General features: G+C 69.7%; 21 protein-coding genes. 17 read left to right on the top strand and 4 right to left on the bottom strand.

Annotation, left to right across the window (positions count from 1 at the left end):
* Window positions 1-12: 12 nt before the first annotated feature.
* From fliW to flgN, 4 genes are read right to left on the bottom strand one after another with little or no spacing between them, the layout of a single operon-like run.
* A complete protein-coding gene (gene fliW / locus ACFVV5_RS00590) occupies window positions 13-396 on the bottom strand; it encodes a flagellar assembly protein FliW (protein ID WP_387237334.1) in 384 nt (127 codons plus the stop codon).
* Window positions 393-1277 carry a flagellar hook-associated protein FlgL gene (flgL, locus tag ACFVV5_RS00595; RefSeq protein ID WP_387237337.1) on the bottom strand — a complete coding sequence of 295 codons (885 nt, stop codon included), beginning with the start codon at window positions 1275-1277 and terminating at the stop codon, window positions 393-395. The genes fliW and flgL overlap by 4 nt, the downstream gene beginning before the upstream one ends.
* 3 nt (window positions 1278-1280) lie before the next feature.
* Complete coding sequence (gene flgK, locus ACFVV5_RS00600) at window positions 1281-2705, bottom strand: flagellar hook-associated protein FlgK (RefSeq protein ID WP_387237340.1); 1425 nt, start codon at window positions 2703-2705, stop codon at window positions 1281-1283.
* An 11-nt stretch (window positions 2706-2716) separates the two neighbouring features.
* On the bottom strand, window positions 2717-3211 hold the full coding sequence (gene flgN, locus ACFVV5_RS00605) for a flagellar export chaperone FlgN (protein WP_387237343.1): 495 nt from the start codon (window positions 3209-3211) through the stop codon (window positions 2717-2719).
* Window positions 3212-3610: 399 nt separating this feature from the next.
* On the opposite strand from flgN, the gene ACFVV5_RS00610 reads away from it, so the two are divergent.
* From ACFVV5_RS00610 to ACFVV5_RS00690, 17 genes are all read left to right on the top strand, one after another.
* On the top strand, window positions 3611-4426 hold the full coding sequence (locus ACFVV5_RS00610) for a sigma-70 family RNA polymerase sigma factor (protein WP_387237346.1): 816 nt from the start codon (window positions 3611-3613) through the stop codon (window positions 4424-4426).
* Between the two features lie 141 nt (window positions 4427-4567).
* Window positions 4568-5401: a flagellin gene (locus tag ACFVV5_RS00615; RefSeq protein ID WP_387237349.1), complete on the top strand. Its 834-nt coding sequence runs from the start codon at window positions 4568-4570 to the stop codon at window positions 5399-5401.
* A 90-nt stretch (window positions 5402-5491) separates the two neighbouring features.
* The gene (fliD, locus tag ACFVV5_RS00620) at window positions 5492-6877 is read left to right on the top strand and encodes a flagellar filament capping protein FliD (RefSeq protein ID WP_387237352.1); all 1386 of its coding nucleotides are present in this window, start codon (window positions 5492-5494) and stop codon (window positions 6875-6877) included.
* Window positions 6874-7368 (top strand): flagellar export chaperone FliS, encoded by a 495-nt coding sequence (gene fliS, locus ACFVV5_RS00625; RefSeq protein ID WP_387237355.1) that lies wholly within the window; start codon window positions 6874-6876, stop codon window positions 7366-7368. Before fliD ends, fliS begins: the two co-directional genes overlap by 4 nt.
* Window positions 7349-7678 (top strand): hypothetical protein, encoded by a 330-nt coding sequence (locus ACFVV5_RS00630; RefSeq protein WP_387237358.1) that lies wholly within the window; start codon window positions 7349-7351, stop codon window positions 7676-7678. Before fliS ends, ACFVV5_RS00630 begins: the two co-directional genes overlap by 20 nt.
* A gap of 470 nt (window positions 7679-8148) precedes the next feature.
* Window positions 8149-8490, top strand: coding sequence for a flagellar basal body rod protein FlgB (locus ACFVV5_RS00635; RefSeq protein ID WP_387237361.1), 342 nt, complete (start codon window positions 8149-8151; stop codon window positions 8488-8490).
* Entirely contained in the window at window positions 8490-8882 is a 393-nt protein-coding gene (locus ACFVV5_RS00640) for a flagellar basal body rod protein FlgC (protein WP_387237364.1), read from the top strand. Before ACFVV5_RS00635 ends, ACFVV5_RS00640 begins: the two co-directional genes overlap by 1 nt.
* Entirely contained in the window at window positions 8882-9193 is a 312-nt protein-coding gene (fliE, locus tag ACFVV5_RS00645; protein WP_387237367.1) for a flagellar hook-basal body complex protein FliE, read from the top strand. Before ACFVV5_RS00640 ends, fliE begins: the two co-directional genes overlap by 1 nt.
* Complete coding sequence (gene fliF, locus ACFVV5_RS00650; RefSeq protein ID WP_387237369.1) at window positions 9193-10782, top strand: flagellar basal-body MS-ring/collar protein FliF; 1590 nt, start codon at window positions 9193-9195, stop codon at window positions 10780-10782. Before fliE ends, fliF begins: the two co-directional genes overlap by 1 nt.
* Window positions 10779-11798: a flagellar motor switch protein FliG gene (gene fliG, locus ACFVV5_RS00655; RefSeq protein ID WP_387237372.1), complete on the top strand. Its 1020-nt coding sequence runs from the start codon at window positions 10779-10781 to the stop codon at window positions 11796-11798. The genes fliF and fliG overlap by 4 nt, the downstream gene beginning before the upstream one ends.
* Window positions 11788-12414, top strand: a complete 627-nt coding sequence (locus ACFVV5_RS00660; protein WP_387237375.1) for a FliH/SctL family protein — start codon at window positions 11788-11790, stop codon at window positions 12412-12414. The genes fliG and ACFVV5_RS00660 overlap by 11 nt, the downstream gene beginning before the upstream one ends.
* Window positions 12415-12491: 77 nt before the next feature.
* Window positions 12492-13826: a FliI/YscN family ATPase gene (locus ACFVV5_RS00665; protein ID WP_387238781.1), complete on the top strand. Its 1335-nt coding sequence runs from the start codon at window positions 12492-12494 to the stop codon at window positions 13824-13826.
* On the top strand, window positions 13826-14260 hold the full coding sequence (locus tag ACFVV5_RS00670; protein WP_387237378.1) for a hypothetical protein: 435 nt from the start codon (window positions 13826-13828) through the stop codon (window positions 14258-14260). Before ACFVV5_RS00665 ends, ACFVV5_RS00670 begins: the two co-directional genes overlap by 1 nt.
* A complete protein-coding gene (locus tag ACFVV5_RS00675) occupies window positions 14257-15093 on the top strand; it encodes a C40 family peptidase (RefSeq protein WP_387237380.1) in 837 nt (278 codons plus the stop codon). Before ACFVV5_RS00670 ends, ACFVV5_RS00675 begins: the two co-directional genes overlap by 4 nt.
* Window positions 15090-16667 (top strand): flagellar hook-length control protein FliK, encoded by a 1578-nt coding sequence (locus ACFVV5_RS00680; RefSeq protein ID WP_387237383.1) that lies wholly within the window; start codon window positions 15090-15092, stop codon window positions 16665-16667. Before ACFVV5_RS00675 ends, ACFVV5_RS00680 begins: the two co-directional genes overlap by 4 nt.
* A gap of 60 nt (window positions 16668-16727) precedes the next feature.
* Window positions 16728-17240, top strand: a complete 513-nt coding sequence (locus tag ACFVV5_RS00685) for a flagellar hook assembly protein FlgD (protein ID WP_387237387.1) — start codon at window positions 16728-16730, stop codon at window positions 17238-17240.
* A gap of 62 nt (window positions 17241-17302) precedes the next feature.
* Window positions 17303-18475, top strand: a complete 1173-nt coding sequence (locus ACFVV5_RS00690) for a flagellar hook protein FlgE (RefSeq protein WP_387237390.1) — start codon at window positions 17303-17305, stop codon at window positions 18473-18475.
* The last annotated feature ends 10 nt before the right edge of the window (window positions 18476-18485 follow it).

The raw sequence follows: 18485 nt of genomic DNA on the forward strand, positions 1-18485 counted from the left end.
ACCTCCGGACGGCTAGGAGTGTGCGAGCGCGGCGAGCTCGGCGCGCACCGGGAAGGAGTCGTCCTCGAGCACGAGCTGCAGCGCCCGACCGGTCGCGCGGTTGACCAGCACGGGGGCGAGCAGGTTGACCGTGCTCCCCTCCGGCGACGGATTCACGACCACCAGGGCGAGCACCTCGTCGGCGTGCGAGACGCCGAGTTCGGCGGCGTGGTCATCCGGGAGCTCGGGGGAGTAGCCGGGGAGGTGCAGGCCGGCGTCGATCGCGAAGATCCGGATCTCCGGCCGCTCGACCGCTTGGATCGTGTAGAGACCGGCGGCGCCGTCGACCGCGGTGAGCTCGAACTCGCGCAGCGGCTCGAGGCCGGGAGGCGGGGCGATGAAGGTGAGTGCGGTCATCGGAGGAAGTCCATGAGGGTCGGCTGCAGCACACGGGCGGTGACAGCGATGGCCGACTGGTAGTTGACGTCCTGCGTCTTGAGGTCGAGCAGCACCTTGCTGAGGTCGACGTCTTCGAGGCTGGACCGCTGCGCCTCCAGCGAGTTGGCGCTGACGGCGAGGGTGTCCTTGGCCTTGTCCAGACGGGTCTGGCGGCCGCCGATCTCCGCGTGCTCTCCCACGATTGCCTTCATCCGATCGTCGATCTCTGTGAGCCTCGGCCCTACGTTCACTCCGGTGCGGAGGTCGTTGACGGTGTTGTCGATGAGGGCGAAGACCGAGGTCGCGCCGGTTCCGAAGACCGCCGCACCATCGGCATCCACCCTGACCGTGGTGTCGGACCCGACCTTGCGATCGACTGTACTCCCGGCGACGCCGGTGTAGCTGTAGTCGGGCTGGAAGGCGACGCCGGCGCTGGAATTGCCCGCGAAGACCGTGCGGCCCAGGTAGGTGGTGTTCGACAGCGACAGGAGGCTCTTCTTGAGGCCGTCGAGCTCGGTCGCGATCGCCTCCTTGGCCTGGGGCGAATTGGATCCGTCGTTCGCTCCCTGGACGGTGAGGTCGCGCACACGGGCCATGATGCTCTCGACCGAGCTGAGGGTGGAGTCGGCGGTGGTGAGCCAGGCGTCGCCGTTGTCGGCGTTGCGGGAGTACTGCGCCGTCGCGGCGGCATCCGCCCGGACGCCGAGGGCGCTCGCAGTGGCCGTCGGGTCGTCCGAGGGCTTCGTGATCTGCCGGCGGCTCGTGGCCTGGTCGTACAGCACGGCCTGCCGTTGCAGGTTCGCCTGCAGGTTGTGCTGCGCGTTGAGCGTCTGCGTAGCGTTGGTGATGCGGGTGAACACGGGCTACCTCCCGACCAATCCGGTGTGGTTGATGAGTGTGTCGAGGGCTTCGTCGACGGCGGTCATGACGCGGGCGGCGCCCTGGTAGGCGTGCTGGAAGGCCAGCATGTTCATGTTCTCCTCGTCGAGGTCGACCGAGGAGTTCGACAGCTGCGCGTTGACCGCGGAGTTGGAGGCCAGGTCGGCGAGGTCGGACTGCTGGTTCTCGGTCTTGCTCGCGACGCCGATGCGCACGACGAAGCCGGCCCACTGCTTGTCGACGGCGTTGGGGCCGGTTCCCAGCGCAGCGATCGCTGCCGCGATGCTGCCGTCGCTTCCGCCCGCGCCGGGGGTGCCGGTGGCGATCTGCGCAACAGAGGTCGGGACGACGGAGAGGCCGAGGGCGGCCGGCTGGGTGGGGTCGATGGCGAAGAAGTCGAGGCCGGTGACACCGGTCGGCGTCGAGCCGGTGCTGTGAACGGCGTTGACCGCCTGGGCGATCGTCACCGCGAAAGCGTTGTAGCTGGCGGCGGCCTCGGCGAGCACTCCGCCGGTTCCGGATGCGTCGGCCGGCGCGAGCGTGGACAGAGCGCCCGAGATGGCGCCGCCTTCCATCGCGATGGCCGCTCCGGGCCGGTGCGCCCATTCGAGCCGCGCCGGATCGGTGGTGGCGTCGGTGAGGCGCCGGGCTCCGGCCGCCTGCACGGCGTTCGCCGTGGTGCCGGAGACGAGGGCGTTGCCGCCGACCAGGACGTCGACGGTCCCGTCGTCGAGCGGCCGCACCACACCGCCGGCGAGGTTGGCGATCTGTGTGGTCAGAATGTCGCGCCGGTCCATCAGCTCGTTCGCGGAACCGCCGGCGGCGAGGGTCGAGCGGATACGGCCGTTCAGGTCGGCCACCTCGGTCGCGGCCGCGTTGAGATCGGTAACCATCCCGTCGACGTTCGTGCGAAGTGCGCTCCACTGGTCGTCGACGGCGCGGTAGCCCTGGGAGATCTGGCTGACGAGCGAGCCGGCCTGGCCGAGCAGCACCCCCGCCGGGGCCTGCTCACCCGCCTGGTTGGACACGTCGTGCCACGCCGACCAGAACTTCTGCAGCTGGGTCGAGAGCCCGTTGGTCCCCGGTTCGTTGAGGGACGCCTCGAGGGTGGACAGTGCGGAGGCCCGCGCGCCCGAGTACCCCGAGAGAGCCGTCGTCGACCGCACCCGGGCATCCAGGGTGGCGTCGTCGAGACGCTGGACGCCGTCGACGTTCACTCCCTGACCGGGACGTACGCCGCCGCTGAACAACCCCGCGTTGTGGAGCGGAGGGACACTCGAGGTGCTCACCCGCTGCCGGGTGTAGCCGGCGGTTCCGGCGTTGGCGATGTTCTGGCCGACGATGTCGAGGCCGGCTTTCGCCGCGACGAGGCCGGTGTAGGCGGTGTTCAGTCCGCTGAAGGTGCTCATTCGGGCATCCCTTACGCTTCCGTGTCGAAGAGCGAGGCTCCGGATGAACCGGGCCGGCTCTCCCCGCTCGCTCCGTAGACGCCGGGGTCGCCCGCGCCGCCGGCAAGGCCGCTCAGCGTCTCCTGGGTCGACCGCGCCGCTTCGCGCAGGAGCCGTTCGTTGGTGTCGCGCACGTCGGCGATCTGCGCGGTGAGCTCGGTCATGGCCACCAGGTGCGAGCTGAAGATGTCGGACCAGATCCCGTCGGGAGCGGAGGCGGCGAGTTCGCGGAGCGAGGAGTCGGGGCTGATCCCCCACTCCTCGGCGAGGGAGGCGACTTCGACGGTGCGGGCGAGGCCGACGGCGCGCATCCGCTCCATCACCTGCTCGACCTCGCGGGTGGCGTGCGAGATCCAGCGCGACTTGCCGGCGGTCAGCAGGAGCTGCTCCTCCTCGAGTTTGAACAGCAGCAACTCGAGCAGTTCGCGTTCTCTCCAGAGTTGCGCGGACAGATCGCTCGCGGCCATGTCGCTACCAACTTCCTCGTGAGTCGAAGTGCGCACCTGGTCCCCTCGGGTTCTCGGCGGCGATCCGCTCGCCGTCAGTGGAGACAATCGGCACGGTTGTGGTCGATGTTAGGGGCGGGCAGCCATGAAATCGCTGAACTCCCTATCGCTTTTCACAGCCTGAGCCGTAATCCCCGTACTGGGGGTAGGGGCAGCCCCGTAGTGGGGGCAACCAATGCAAGTAATCCAGAGCGGCTGATTGTTACCGTGAACAACGAGAAGGACCCCTAGCGCCTGTTCGGTACCCGACCCTGACCGAACATCCACACTGCATCACCTGAGCACAGCCGTACAAACCCCGGAAGACCCATCCGAGGGATTGCACGGCCGCTCGACTGACCAAGACAGGGGTCGAAACGCGTGAACCGGAACGAACGCAACACGCTCGTCGTGGAGAATCTGCCGCTCGTCGGCTATCTCGTCTCCGACTTGTGCGCCCGCGCGACACACCTCTCCCGCGACGATCTCGCCTCGGCAGGGGCGCTCGCCCTCGTGACGGCGGCGACGGCGTACGACCCCACTCTGGGCATCCCGTTCGGCGCCTACGCCCGCACGCGCATCGTCGGCGCCTTCGCCGACGAGATGCGCGCCAGCGACTGGGCGACGAGGTCGGCACGCAAGCGGATCAAAGAGACGATGGTGGTGCAGGAGACCCTCACCGCCGGCCTCGGCCGCACGCCGTCCGTCGACGAGATCGCGAACGCGCTCGGCGTCGACCGCGAGACGGCCACCGCGGCCCTCTCCGATGCCGCCCGCACGGTCACGACCCTCGACGAGACGACCGAGTCCTTCCTGGTGTCGGAGGCGGTCTCCCCGGAGGAGTCGCTGCTGGTCGGCGAGCAGACCGCCTACATCCGCGCCGCCGTCGAGGCACTGCCCGAGCGGATGCGCTACGTGGTGCAGGCGATCTATTTCGACGACCGCACGGTCACCGAGGTCGCCGAAGAGCTGGGGATCACCCACTCGGCCGTGTCGCAGCAGCGCTCGGAGGCGATCCGCCTGATGCGCGAAGGGATGGCCACGCACTATGCGGACGAGGGCGACCCCGAGGTCATCGAGGCGAAGACGTCGCAGGCGCGCCGCAGCGCCTACCTCGCCCGGCTCGCGCAGCACGCCGTCTCCAACGTCGCCCGCCTCTCGCCCCAGCCCACGTCGTCCGCCCGCAACGCATCCTGACGAGCGGCGCGCTCCCGGGCATCCGGGTCGCCTGGACGAACCGGGAGCGAATAGCTAACGGGATGCGCACAACAGCCGATAGATCCAGATGTCGCCCACGGATGGGCGGCTGAAGAGCCCAATCATGGAGGAAAAGCAATCATGGGTATGCAGATCAACACCAACGTCGCGGCCAACAACGCCTACCGCAACCTGAACAACACGCAGAACGACCTCTCGAAGTCGCTCGAAAAGCTGTCCAGCGGCCTCCGCATCAACCGTGCGGCGGACGACGCGGCCGGTCTGGCCATCTCGCAGGGCCTGAAGTCGCAGGTCGGTGGCCTCACCGTCGCCGCCCGCAACGCTCAGGACGGCATCAGCGTCGTGCAGACCGCTGAAGGTTCGCTCACCGAGGTCCACTCGATCCTCCAGCGCGTTCGCGACCTGGCGGTTCAGGCCGGCAACGACTCGAACAACGCAGCATCGCGCACCGACATCCAGACCGAGGTCACGCAGCTGACAGATGAGCTCACGCGCATCTCCGGCAGCGCGAACTTCAACGGCATCAACCTGCTCGACGGCTCGAACGCCACCCTGACGTTCCAGGTCGGCGCCGGTGGCGTCGCTGCGAACGACCAGATCGCGGTCAGCCTGGCCGGTGCCAACGTCTCCACGGTCGCCACCGCGGTCGGCGCTCTCACGTTCGACACCGCCGCCAACGCTCTGACCTCGATCAACGCGATCGACACGCAGATCCAGAACGTGTCGACCGCTCGTGCGAGCCTCGGTGCCGTTCAGAACCGCTTCGAGTCGGCTGTCCGCAGCCTGAACGTCTCGAAGGAGAACCTGTCGGCTGCGTCGTCGCGCATCACCGACACCGACATGGCGGAGGAGATGGTGAAGTTCACCCGCTCCAACATCCTGTCGCAGGCGGGCACCGCAATGCTCGCCCAGGCCAACCAGACCGGCCAGGGCGTCCTGCAGCTGCTCCGCTAGCAGGCAGGCGGCCGGGATGCGCGCCCCAAACGTGTCCCGGCCGCCCACCAACCACATGCACCACCGCAGCATCGAGGGAGGGACCTCCGCATGGGAATGGCCGTCGACGGGCTCATCAGCGGGCTCGACACAACGTCGCTGATCAACAGCCTGATGCAGGCGGAAGCGATTCCGCAGACACTGCTCAAGAGCAAGGTCACCGACTCCACCACCTACATCACGGCGATGCAGGCCCTCAACACCAAAGTGGCGGCGCTCGCCGACCTGGCGACGAAGACCTCGAAGCCGGCCGGAGTCGACCTCCACACCGCGACCAGCAGCTCGGCCGGTGTGACTGCCACCGCCGGTCCGGGCGCGACCGACGGAAACCTCGACTTCACGGTCGACCGCCTCGCTCAGGCGCAGGTCACCGTGACGGGTCCGCTCACCCAGTGGCCCGACCAGCCGCCGGTTCTGACCTTCGTGGCGGCCGACGGCACCATGAAGCAGATCACGGCCGCCAGCTCGTCGATCGCCGATGTCGCCGCCGCGATCAACACGGCCGGCGTCGGCGTCAGCGCCACCCGGGTCTCGGCCGGCCTCGACCCGTCGACCGGCCAGCCGCTCTACCGCCTGCAGCTCAGCTCGACGAAGACGGGCGCCGCCGGAGCGTTCACCATGTACCGCGGAACCCCTGCCGACGTCACCGCCGGCACGGCCGCCAACCTGCTCAGCGACCCGGGCGCCGCCCAGGTGCGAGCCGCTCAGGATGCCCAGGTCACGCTCTGGGCGGGAACGGGTGCCGCGCAGACGGTCACCTCGTCGACGAACACGTTCTCCGACGTGCTGCCGGGCGTCTCGATGACCGTGACCGCGGCATCCGCCACCCCCGTCACTCTGACAGTGGCCAGGAACGACAGCGCCATCTCGGATGTGGCGAACTCGCTCGTCAGCAGCCTGAACGACATCTTCACGTTCATCAACCAGAAGAACGCGGTCGCGACCGGAACCGACTCGGCCGGTGGCACGACGGTCACCGGCGGGGCCTTCACCGGCGACTCGACGGCGCGCGATGTGACCTCGAAGCTCGCGAGTGCCGTCTCGACGCCGATCAACGGGATCTCTCCGTCGACCTACGGCATCAGCATGACGAGCACGGGCGAGATCACCTTCGACAAGGACAAGTTCGCAGCGGCGATCGCGGCGGACCCCGATGCGGCCAAGGCGGCGCTCCAGACCGTCGCCGGACGCGTCGCCGACGCCTCGAACGTGCTGAGCGACAAGTTCAGCGGCATCATCACCTCGAAGATCAACGGCGAGCAGTCGATGGTCAAAGGCCTCAACGATCAGATCCTCGAATGGGACTCGCGCCTGGCCGACCGGCGCACCACCCTGGAGCACACCTACTCCAACCTCGAAGTGCAGCTGCAGCAATTGCAGTCGCAGTCCTCGTGGCTGACCGGTCAGCTCTCCGGCCTCTCCTCCGGTTCCGCATGAGCCTCATGAACGGCGCTGCCGCCAAGATCGACGCCTACAACCGCGACGCTGTGCTCTCGGCTTCGCCGGTCCGCCTGCTCACGATGCTCTACGACCGGCTCGTGCTCGACCTCACCCGCGGCGAGGCCGCACTCGACGCGCAGAACTGGCCCAGCGCGTGGGAGAACCTGCGTCACGCCGACCAGATCGTGGCGGAGCTCGCCTCGACGTTGAAGGTGGACGCGTGGGACGGCGCGGACGGCCTGCTCCAGCTCTACACGTACGTGACCGACCTCATCGTCACGTCCAACATCGACCGCGACGCCGCGGGGGTGCGTGAGGCGATCTCGCTCATCGAACCGTTGCGCGACACGTGGCACGAGGCGGCGGCGATGCTGCCGGCCGACGGCGCCGAGGCGACGCGACTCACCGCAGGATCCACGCCGCGTGCGTCGCGCTGGGACCCGTCGGCAGCCTCGATCGGAGAGGGCCGTGATCTTGGGGTCGCCTGAGGCTCACCTGGAGTTCTCCGGTGGGCCGGAACTCGTGCGCGACTGGCATCACGCTCTCACCCGCGTCGAGGAGGATCTGCAGCGCGCCGTCGCCCAGATCGATCCCGTGCCCTGGCGCCCGCCGATCGCGCTCGGCCCGATCCCGCCCGAACTGGTCGAGCGTGCGGCGCGCCTCCTGGAAGCCCAGCTGCACACCATCCGCTATCTCGAGGATGTCCGCCAGACGACGGCCAAGCACCTCGCGGCCGTGCGTTCCGTTCCGCCCGCGGAGCCGAGCGCGCATCCGGTGTACTTCGATCTGATCGGTTAGTCCGCAATCCGAGGGGCGAGGTCGCCCCGTTCGCGGTGCCCTGGAATCCTCCGTCGCGATGTCGGATCGCGCCCGTTTCTCACACGATGCGTACAGCCTGTGGATAACGTTGGGGAGAACTGGTGGATGACGCCCTCGGACGTGTGGAGGACACGCGCGGGATACAGGACTGCATCCGGGAGTGTCGCGATGGAAATATGGTGTGACCGGGGGTTTCCTTCGGAAGAATGGCTATTCGAAGCTTTGTTCGAAATTACCGCCGTGTAATTCCACCGGTGTGGAGTGCTGTGGATGACTCTGTGGGCAAACCGGGGTCACGGGCCCGGGGGAGGGCGCCTGGAGAGGCAGTTTTCGGCATCTCCCTAACGTCTGCTCGCCGGCTGCCGATAGCAGTCAATGAGCACGGATCGCTCAATGACCTGGCCATGGATCGGCCGACCACCACTGTCGAATCCCGATGAGGTGCCACCGTGCTCGAATCCGTGACAAGTGCCGCGCTGGCCAGCGCTCTCGACGGCCTCGCCGCGCGCCAGCGTGCGATCGCCAACAACATCGCCAACGTGAACACCCCCGGCTACACGGCCGAGCGGGTGTCGTTCGAGGATGCTCTCGCCCAGTCGGTCGCCAACGGCGACGGCCACGCGGCGGCCACCACCGGGCGGTCGCTCGAGCCCACGCGGCTCGACGGCAACAACGTGAACCTCGACACCGAGACCCTGTCCAATGTGGACACCGTGCTGCGCTTCCAGTTCGCCTCGCAGGCGGCCGGCAACCAGTTCACGGCGATCCGCGCGGCCCTGAGGACCAGCTGATGACATTCGACGCGATCGGGATCGCGGGCACGGGGCTCACCCTGCACCGCAAGTGGCTGGACGCCATCTCGGACAACCTCGCCAATATCAACACCGCCAAGCCGACCAGCGGCCCGGCGTTCCAGGCCCGGTACATCGAAGCCCAGGAAGGGCAGGGCGTCACCGGCGTCTACGTCGCGGGCGCCGCCTACGGAGACGCCGTTGGTCGACTGGTGTACGAACCGAGCAACCCCATCGCCGACGCGAAAGGGTACGTGCGGTACCCCGACATCGACCTGTCGTCGCAGATGGGTGCGCTCATCATGGCGCAGCGCGGCTACCAGGCCAACGCCGGCGTCGTCGACCGCGCCAAAGAGACCTACCAGGCAGCACTCGAGATCGGACGCAACTGATGACCATCCCCGCTATCGGAGCCGTCGGCGCGCTCGACCCGGCCAGCGCGCTCAACGCGACTGCCGCATCCGGAACCGCCGCGACCGGCGGCGCGTCGTTCGGCAACGCGCTCAGCGGCGCCGTCGACAACCTGCAGCAGCTGCAGTCCACCTCGGACACGCTCGCGGTCAAGGCCGTCACCGGCGACCTCACCGACATCCACGACGCCACGCTCGCCTCGACGCGCGCCCAGGTGACGCTCGAATTGGTGGCGGGTGTGCGTAACAAGGCCGTCGACGCGTTCAACGAGATCATGAGGATGCAGGCCTGATGCCTCAGCAGGTCACGAGCTTCTTCCGGCGGATCGGTGACACGATCCGTGGGTTCTCGTTCGCCCAGCGCACGATCGCGATCATCGGCGTGGCCGTGCTCGCCCTCGGCGTGACCGGGCTGGCGATGTGGGCGACCCAGCCCCAGTACACTCCGCTGTTCTCCGGGCTGGCCGCGTCGGACGCCTCCAGCATCGTCGACCAGCTGAAGACCGACGGCGTGCCCTATCAGCTCACCGACGGCGGTGGCACGGTCCTGGTGCCGCAGGACAAGGTGTACGACGAGCGGCTCAAGGCGGCATCCGCAGGCCTGCCGACGTCGAATGCAGGCGGATACTCGCTGCTCGACAAGATGGGCGTGACGTCGTCGGAGTTCCAGCAGTCGGTCACATACAAGCGCGCGATGGAAGGCGAGCTCGGCTCGACGATCAGCGCGATGAAAGGCGTCAAGACGGCATCCGTCCGCCTCGCGATCCCGGCGGACACCGTGTTCGTTTCGGAGAAGAAGGACCCGACGGCGTCCGTGTTCGTCGAGACGCAGAACGGCGTCACCCTCTCGAGCGACCAGGTGCAGGCGATCGTGCACCTGACCAGCGCAGCCATCACCGGGATGCAGCCGACCGATGTCGCGGTGATCGACGCATCCGGAACCGTGCTCAGCGCCGTCGGCACCGGCGCGACCGGTGGAGCGGACAAGCAGGCCAGCGACTACGAGACGCGGGTGCGCACCGCCGTGCAGGCGATGCTCGACAAGGTGGTCGGTCCGGGCAACGCGACCGTCGTGGTCGCCGCTGACGTCAGCAACCAGTCCGCGCAGCGCACCGAGGAGACGTTCACGACGCCGACGAACGCGCCGTCGCTCAGCGAGACCAACACCAAAGAGACCTTCACCGGCACCGGAGGCTCGGCAGCCGGAGTTCTCGGGCCCGACAACATCGCCGTACCGAACGGCACCGCGAACGGGAACGGTTCGTTCAACTCGGAGTCGTCGACCAAGGACAACGCGGTCGACAAGGTCACGGAGCAGCGCACGATCCCGGCCGGCGCCATCAACCGCCAGACGGTGTCGGTCGCCCTCAACAAGGATGCGGTCAGTGGCGTGAGCTCCACCGAGATCACCAACCTCGTCAATGCGGCCGCCGGCATCAACACGGCCCGCGGCGACTCGGTGAGTGTCGAGATGGTCGGCTTCAGCAAGGCCGGCGCGACAGAGGCCGCCAAAGCGTTGCAGGAGGCGAAGGACGCCGCGACAGCCGACCAGCTCAACGGCATCATCCGCACCTCGATCATCGCCGCTGCCGTCGTGGCCGCCGCGATCATCGCCTTCCTCCTCTTCCGCCGGGGCCGGCGCCGTGCCGCCGAGGATGCAGCGCTGCTCGGCGAGGCCGACTCGCTCGCCCTCGACGCCTCGCCGTTCCCGATCGCGATCGAGCAGTCGGCGCCGACCGTGCCGATGCTGCTCGACCCGGCGCCCGTCTCGCCCGAGCTCGAGCCCGACCGCCGTCGCGCCGACATCGAGGCCCTCGCCGAGCGCGACCCGCAGAAGACCGCGGAGTTCCTGCGCAGTCTGATGGATCGGCAGGGTGTATGAACGACCTCAAGGCGCCACTGACCGGTCCGCAGAAGGCGGCGGTCGTGCTGATGAACATGGATCAGCAGGCCGCGGCTCAGGTGATGAAGCAGTTCTCGGAAGAGGAAGCGGACGAGATCACCGCGGAGATCCTCCGGTTGCGGCGGGTCGACCCGACGGTCGCCGAGCGGGCGATCGACGAGTTCCATGAGCTCACCGTCCGCGGCGGGATGTCGACGCGCGGAGGCCGCGACATCGCGGTCGGCCTTCTCGAAGCCTCCTTCGGAGCCGAGAAGGCCACTGGCGTTCTCAACCGGGTGGCCTCGACGATGGCCGGGAAGCAGTTCGAGTTCCTCGACGTCGTCGAACCGGGGCAGATCCAGATGCTGCTCGCCGGCGAACTGCCGCAGACCATCGCGCTCGTGCTCGCGCACCTGCGCGCCGAGCACGCCTCGCGCGTGCTGGCCGGCCTCGACGAGGACACGCGCACCGAGGTGGCACACGCGATCGCCACCATGGGCAGCGCGAGCCCGGATGCGGTGCGCGTCGTCGCCGACACCCTCAAGCAGCGCGCGACTGCCGTCGTGGGCTCCCGCGAGGGGTCGGACGTCGTGGGCGGCGTGCAGCCGCTCGTCGAGATCATCAACCGGGCGGACGCGAGCACGGAGAAGGCCCTGCTCGAGGCTCTCGAACGCCGCAACCCCGAGCTCGCCGAAGAGGTGCGCTCGCGCATGCTGACCTTCGCCGACATCGTGAAGCTCGAGGCGCGCGACGTGCAGCTGGTGCTGCGCGGCGTCGATGCCGCCATTCTGGCCATCGCCATGAAGGGCTCGAGCGAACAGGTCATCGAGACCATCACGGGCAACCTGTCCGAGCGCAACCGCGAGATCCTCGAGGACGAGGTGCGGGTGCTGGGACCGGTGCGCGTCTCGCAGATCGAGGACGCGCGCGCCGAGATCGTCCGCTCCATCCGCGACCTCGAAGCCGAGGGCGCCATCACCGTGCAGCGCACCGAAGACGACGCGTATGTCGACTGAATCCGTCTTCGCGCCCTTCCCGATCCCGGTGCTCGCCGAGACGGCGGAATCGCATGCCGCGGCCACGGCCGCCCGGTCGCGCGGATATGCTTCCGGCTACGCCGACGGCCTGCGCGCCGCGGCCGTCGAGCAGGCGGCCTGGGTCGAGGCGGCGGATGCGGAACGCGCGGTCGAGATCGACATCGCGGCCCAGCGGGTGGCATTGCTCGTCAACGCGCTGCGATCGGCGGCCGTCGAACTTCGCGAGTGCACTGTGCCCGTGCTGGCCGAGGCGGAGACCGCGCTCGTCAACGCAGCGTTCGAGCTCGCGGAGTCCGTGGTCGGGAACGCGCTGGCCGATCGGTTGGCGGCGGCCCGGGGCGCGGTGGCGCGAGCGCTCGACGGCGACGTGAGAGGCGTCGTCGGCGTTGTTCGGCTGAACCCGGACGACCTGGACGAGCTCGGTGGCGCCGCCGGGGCCGCGGGCGTTGGCGCGACCGGAGCGGACGACAGCGCTGTCCGGTTCGTCGCCGACCCGTCCCTCGGGCGCGGAGACGCGATCGGCGAGCTCCCCGACGGCTGGCTGGATGCACGCATCGGAGCCGCCCTCGCCCGAGCCCGCGAGGCCCTCTCGTGAGAGGCGCCGAAGCCGTCGAAGGGTGGCGAACGCAGGGAGAATCGGGCATTTTCGATGCGTTCGACGCCCCTCAACGCCTGTCGGCGCTCGGCGAGCGGTGGGATGCGGCCGTGCGGGCCGCGCGGACCGAGCGCGTCGGGCGCGTCGCCAGCGTCGTCGGGCTCGGTGCGGAGGTCAGCGGGATCGACGCGGCCATCGGCGACCTCGTGATGATCGGCGAGAACCCGGGTGTGCACGCCGAAGTCGTCGCGACCGCGCAGGACCGCATCCGGTGCATGCCGTTCGGACGGCTCACAGGGGTGGCGGCCGGCGCTCCTGCGCGAGCATCCCGGACCCCCATGCTGGTACCCACCGGGCGCGGGATGCTCGGACGCGTCATCGACGCTCTCGGACGGCCGGTCGACGGCAAGGGCCCGATCGAGCCGGACGCCTACGTGTCCCTCGACCATCGTGCGCCGGAGGCCATGCGCCGGGCGCGCATCGACACCCCGCTCGGCCTGGGCGTGCGCGTTCTCGACACCCTCGTCACTGTGGGACGCGGCCAGCGGCTCGGCCTGTTCGCCGGCTCGGGCGTCGGCAAGTCCTCGCTGCTGTCGATGATCGCGCGCGGCACGGAGGCGGAGGTCTCGGTGATCGCGCTGGTGGGGGAGCGCGGCCGCGAGGTGCGCGAATTCCTCGAAGACGACCTGGGCGCAGAAGGTCTCGCGCGCTCGATCGTGGTCGTCGCCACGTCGGACGAGCCGGCGATCATGCGGCTGCGGGCCGCGTTCGTCGCCACGCGCATCGCCGAATCGTTCCGCGACGAGGGTGCGCACGTGATGCTCATGATGGACTCCCTGACGCGTGTGGCCATGGCGCAGCGCGAGATCGGCCTCTCGGTCGGAGAACCTCCGGCGACCCGCGGCTACCCGCCCTCGACGTTCTCGCTGCTCGCACAGCTGCTCGAACGGGCGGGCACCGGCGAGGTCGGCTCGATCACCGGCATGTACACGGTGCTCGTCGACGGGGACGACCACAACGAGCCGATCGCCGACGCCGCCCGCTCGATCCTCGACGGCCACGTCGTGATGGATCGGCGGCTCGCAGTGGTCGGCCACTTTCCGTCCGTCGACGTGCTCGGCTCGATCTCCCGCCTGGCGTCGCGCGTCACCACGCAGGGGCAGCGGGCGACGGCCGTGAGTCTGCGGAGCATCCTGGCCGCCAAGGTCGCCGCGCAGGACCTCCTCGACGTCGGCGCCTACAAACCGGGCAGCAACCCGAAGGTCGACGCGGCGGTCGTCAACGACGACGCGATCAACAGCTTTCTGCGGCAGAGCCTCGGTGAGCCGGCGACCGCCGCCGAAGCATGGGCGCAACTCGACGCGCTGGTAGCGCTGCTCTCCCGAACCGTCCCCAACCCCGGAGGTGCGTGATGGCCCGCACGTTCCCGCTGGCCGGCCTGCTCCGGCTGCGTCAGATCGAGAAGGAGCACGCAGCGAGCGACCTCGCGGCCGCCAACGCGCTGCGACGGGATGTCGGATCGCAGCAGGCGCGGGCGATCGCGGCACTGCACAACGTCACGGTGGAGACGACGGACGTCAGCTCGCTGTTCGCCGTCGCCGCGGCCCGGGCCTCCAGCCGGAGCATGCTGGCCGATCTCGCCGCACTGGCCGAACGGGTGGAGCACGACGCCGTGGAAGCACAGGCCGCTTTCAGCGCGGCGAAGGCCAAAGCGGTCGGGCTCGAGAAGCTCGAGACCCGGCATCGCGCCGAGCTCACGGCCCTCGATCTGACAGTTGAGCAGGCCGCGATCGACGAAGCCGCGACCGGCGCCTGGGTGCGCGAACGGAAAGGAAGCGAAGGATGACGATCACGGATGCGCTGAGCAGGATCGCGCAGATCCAGGCGACGCTGGTGCAATTGGACAACCTGACCGGCACCGGCTCGACCGCGGGAACCGGGTCGGCCTCGTCGGCCGGGTCGGCAGCCTCGGCCACCGACTTCGCCGCCGCGCTGTCGAGCGCCGTCGGAACGACCGGTGCGGGCGGAGTGGCGGCCGCGACCGGCGCCGCCGACGCGGGCTCCCTCCTCGGAGGTGGAACCGTCACCGGCGCGGATGTGGTCGCCGACGCGAAGAAGTACCTGGGCGTGCCGTACGTGTTCGGCGGCACCACGTCGAGCGGCCTCGACTGCTCCGGCCTCGTGCAGCGTGTCTACAAGGACCTCGGCATCGACGTCCCCCGACTCGTGTCCGGTCAGGCCAAACTCGGCACGGAGGTCCCCTCCCTCGCGCAGGCCAAGCCCGGCGACCTGATCGTCACCGGCGGCGGCGAGCACATCCTGATCTACGCCGGCGACCACAAAGTGATCCACGCCCCGCGCGAAGGCAAGAACGTGAGCCTGGTCGAGGCGTACATGGACGACTCCGAGATCGACACGATCCGCCGGGTGGTGCCGCAGACCGCGTCCACCGCGTCGACGGCGTCGGCGTACTCGGCGGCGTCGTTCCTCGCGTCTGCGAGCGGGGGAACGTCGAGCCTGCTCGGTTCGGGCGGCATCGCGTCGAGTCTGCTCGGTTCGGGAGGCATCGGGTCGAGCCTGCTCGGCTCGGGAGGCACGGGTGCGGGAGGCGTCTCCAGCGACCAGGCGGCCATGCTGCGCGCACTGTTCTCGTCGATGCTGTCGGGAGGCTCCGTATGAGCCCGGTCGTCACGGCGCCCGCGCCGGCGCCCGCCTCGCAGGCCGGCCCCTCGGCGGCCGCCTCGCGCACGACGTCGGGGCGCGCGGATGCGTTCGGTCAGTTCCTGAAGGGTGCGTCGGAAGCGCACGAGCCGGTCGGCGACAAGCGCAGACCCGCTGCGAAGGATGCTCACCGCGATCCGGCGCCGGATGCTGCAGCCGCGTCGGCCGCACCGGCCGCGAGTGCTCGCGCGCCCCACGATGCTGCCGCTCACAGCCCCGCTCCGACCACCGGTGCGACCTCGACGTCGGACCCTGCGGGTCAGAGTGCGTCCGCTGCGACCACGCCGGACGGAGCGTCAGCGTCAGCGCCCGCTGCCGGCTCGGGCGCATTGGCGGCGGGGGTCGCGGTGACCGTCGCGGCGGCCACCGCGGGCGCCACGTCGCCGGTGCTCCCCGCCTCGACGTCGGCCGCGAGCACCTCGGCGCCGGCGAACGGATCGTCGGCGGGGGTGGCGGGCGCAGCGCTCGTGGCAGCGACGACCGCGTCCCTCCCCGTGAACGCCGCCACGACGGCACCGGTGGTGACCGTTACGGCCGACGGCGCGGCCACTGCTCCCGCGCAAGCGGCTCCCGCGCAAGCGGCCGTGGCCGCTGCGGCCGGTGGCACGGCCTCGGCAGCCACAGCCGACGCGGTACTCGCCGCGGGGGTGAAGCCCGCCGCCGACAGCGACCTCAGCGCGCGCGGTGCGACGAAGACTTCCGGTCAGGCCGCGGCGACCAATGCCGCGGCAGGGTCTGCCGGGTCTGCCGAGACCGCCGGCTCTGCCGCCGACTCGGCAAGCGCCCCGCCCGCCGCCGCGCCGACTGCCGGAGCAGCGTCCGGCCCCTCTCCAGCAGGACTGCCCGCCACCCCCGGCGCGACCCAGCCGGCGAGCCGCAACGACACCGCGATGTCGGCCCCAGTGACCGGCGCTTCCGGAGTCGGAGGCCGGGCGTCCGACGCCGCTCCCACGGCGGCTACGTCCCGCGCCGATCAGCCGGCGCAAACAGCCCCCGCCGTCCCGACCGTCCAGCCATCCGGCATCGTGCCGACGCAGCAGGTCGTGCCAGCATCCGGACCCCAGACGCCCACCCCGCCGGCGGCACCCGCTGCCCCGACGCACGCCGCAGAACTGCCGGCCCAGCTGGCGCGGCCGATCTTCACCCTCGCGTCCGCCGGGAGCGGCGAGCACGTGATGACCGTGCACGTCACCCCCGACACGCTCGGGCCGGTCACGGTTCGCGCCCACGTGGGGCCCGAAGGCGTGCGGGTCGAGCTCTTCGCTCCGACCGAGACGGGGCGTGATGCCCTCCGATCGATCCTCACCGACCTGCGCCGCGACCTCTCCGGCGCCGGACTGAGCGGAACGCTCGACCTGTCGTCCCAGAACCAGCCGTCGCCGCAGAGCGACGAGCAGCGTGGCTGGAACGCGCCCGCCCCCGAACCGGAGGACCGGGCGACCGCGCCGCGCGCATCCGGAACGTCCGACCCCGGACAGACCCAGAACCCCCGCCCGGACGGTGCTGCCCACAGCATCGACCTCATCGCCTAGGCGAACCCGCCCTCACGACCCGCACCATCCGCACGAACAACCGAACAGAAGGGAGCCACCGTGGCCGTCGATCCCGTCACCGGAACCACCGACACCGCCTCCACCGGCGGCATCTACTCGACCCTGCCCACGCGGCAGCCCAAACAGACCCTCGACAGTGACGCGTTCATGCAGTTGCTCGTCACCCAGCTGCGCAACCAGGACCCGAGCTCGCCGATGGACACCAACCAGATGATCTCGCAGACGACGCAGCTGTCCATGATGGAGAAACTCACCAGCATGGACTCGACGAACACCGAGAACTTCGCCCTCCAGATGCGAATCGCCGCGGCGAACCTCGTCGGTCACACGGTGAGCTACCTCGACAAAGACGGCGTGAGCCAGACCGGTCTCGCCAGCTCGGTCTCGTATGCCGGGGCCGTGCCGGTGGTCACGATCGGCGACCAGAAGATCCCGCTCGACTCGATCTCCGGCGTGGTCAGCCCGACGACGACTCCGCCCGCCACGACTCCGCCAGCGACGACTCCGCCGGCCACCCCGCCGGCGACTCCCACAACTCCTCCGACGACCTGACCTCGCTTCACGCACGTCACAGCCAACAGACCTCTTCAGGCCTCTTCACGAAAGGCAGCATCATGCTCCGCTCGCTCTACTCCGGAATCTCCGGCCTCCGGTCGCACCAGACCATGCTCGACGTCACGGGCAACAACATCGCCAACGTCAACACGACCGCCTTCAAGTCGGGTGCCGTGCAGTTCGAGGACACGCTCTCGCAGCTGGTGCGCGGCGCCGGCGGCCCGGGCGCCCAGGCCGGCGGGACCAACCCGGCCCAGATCGGCCTCGGCGTGCTGGTCGCCGGCATCTCCACCAACTTCACGCAGGGCGCCACGCAGGCCACCGGCCGGTCGACCGACATCATGATCAACGGCGACGGCTTCTTCGCGGTCAACGTGGGCGGCCAGATCCAGTACACCCGCGCTGGCTCGTTCGATCCGGATGCCCAGGGCCGCCTCGTCGGACCGGGCGGCGCCATCCTCCAGGGCTGGAACGCGGTCAACGGCGTCGTCCAGCAGGGCGGCGCGCTCACGGACGTGACGATCCCGCTGAAGGCCGTGACGCCCGCAGCGGCCACCTCGGCCGCCAGCGTCTCCGGCAACCTGCCGTCGACCGCTGCCGTGGGCGACCAGCTCGTGCGCGACGTCAAGGTGTTCGACCCCAACGGCGCTTCGCGCGACCTGACGCTGACCTTCACCCGAACGGCCGGCGGCTGGGACGTCGCGGGCGTCGACGCTAACGGCGCCACCGCCAACAGCACCCTCACCTTCACCAACGGCGTGCTGACCGCTGGCGGCAGCCTGCCGATCGGCGGCATCACGGTCGACCTGTCGACCGTGACCGGGTATGCCGACCTCACCACGGTCGCCTTCAAGGACCAGAACGGCAAGCAGGCCGGAACGCTGCAGTCGTTCACCCTCTCGCAGGACGGCACCCTCATCGGGCTCTTCTCGAACGGCGACAAGCAGTCCGTCGGCCGCATCGCGCTGGCGACGTTCGTCAACCCGGGCGGACTCGAGAAGGCGGGCGGATCGAACTACCGCCAGTCGGTCAACTCGGGCAACGCTCAGCTCGGCGGACCCGGCGAGGGCGGCCTCGGCACCCTCCAGGGCGGCTCGCTCGAGATGTCGAACGTCGACCTCTCCCAGGAGTTCACGAACCTGATCGTGGCGCAGCGCGGCTTCCAGGCCAACGCCCGCATCATCACCACGTCCGACGAGGTGCTGCAGGAGCTCACGAACCTCAAGCGCTAGCTCCTTGCGG

The sequence above is a fragment of the Leifsonia sp. NPDC058248 genome (assembly GCF_042881905.1).
Lineage (GTDB): Bacteria > Actinomycetota > Actinomycetes > Actinomycetales > Microbacteriaceae > Leifsonia.

Bases quoted from the DNA above. Each gene is read 5' to 3' on its own strand.
- fliW (WP_387237334.1), bottom strand. From the start codon at position 396: ATGACCGCACTCACCTTCATCGCCCCGCCTCCCGGCCTCGAGCCGCTG.
- flgK (WP_387237340.1), bottom strand. From the start codon at position 2,705: ATGAGCACCTTCAGCGGACTGAACACCGCCTACACCGGCCTCGTCGCG.
- flgN (WP_387237343.1), bottom strand. From the start codon at position 3,211: ATGGCCGCGAGCGATCTGTCCGCGCAACTCTGGAGAGAACGCGAACTG.
- ACFVV5_RS00615 (WP_387237349.1), top strand. From the start codon at position 4,568: ATGGGTATGCAGATCAACACCAACGTCGCGGCCAACAACGCCTACCGC.
- fliD (WP_387237352.1), top strand. From the start codon at position 5,492: ATGGGAATGGCCGTCGACGGGCTCATCAGCGGGCTCGACACAACGTCG.
- fliS (WP_387237355.1), top strand. From the start codon at position 6,874: ATGAGCCTCATGAACGGCGCTGCCGCCAAGATCGACGCCTACAACCGC.
- ACFVV5_RS00640 (WP_387237364.1), top strand. From the start codon at position 8,490: ATGACATTCGACGCGATCGGGATCGCGGGCACGGGGCTCACCCTGCAC.
- fliE (WP_387237367.1), top strand. From the start codon at position 8,882: ATGACCATCCCCGCTATCGGAGCCGTCGGCGCGCTCGACCCGGCCAGC.
- fliF (WP_387237369.1), top strand. From the start codon at position 9,193: ATGCCTCAGCAGGTCACGAGCTTCTTCCGGCGGATCGGTGACACGATC.
- fliG (WP_387237372.1), top strand. From the start codon at position 10,779: ATGAACGACCTCAAGGCGCCACTGACCGGTCCGCAGAAGGCGGCGGTC.
- ACFVV5_RS00660 (WP_387237375.1), top strand. From the start codon at position 11,788: ATGTCGACTGAATCCGTCTTCGCGCCCTTCCCGATCCCGGTGCTCGCC.
- ACFVV5_RS00670 (WP_387237378.1), top strand. From the start codon at position 13,826: ATGGCCCGCACGTTCCCGCTGGCCGGCCTGCTCCGGCTGCGTCAGATC.
- ACFVV5_RS00675 (WP_387237380.1), top strand. From the start codon at position 14,257: ATGACGATCACGGATGCGCTGAGCAGGATCGCGCAGATCCAGGCGACG.
- ACFVV5_RS00680 (WP_387237383.1), top strand. From the start codon at position 15,090: ATGAGCCCGGTCGTCACGGCGCCCGCGCCGGCGCCCGCCTCGCAGGCC.
- ACFVV5_RS00690 (WP_387237390.1), top strand. From the start codon at position 17,303: ATGCTCCGCTCGCTCTACTCCGGAATCTCCGGCCTCCGGTCGCACCAG.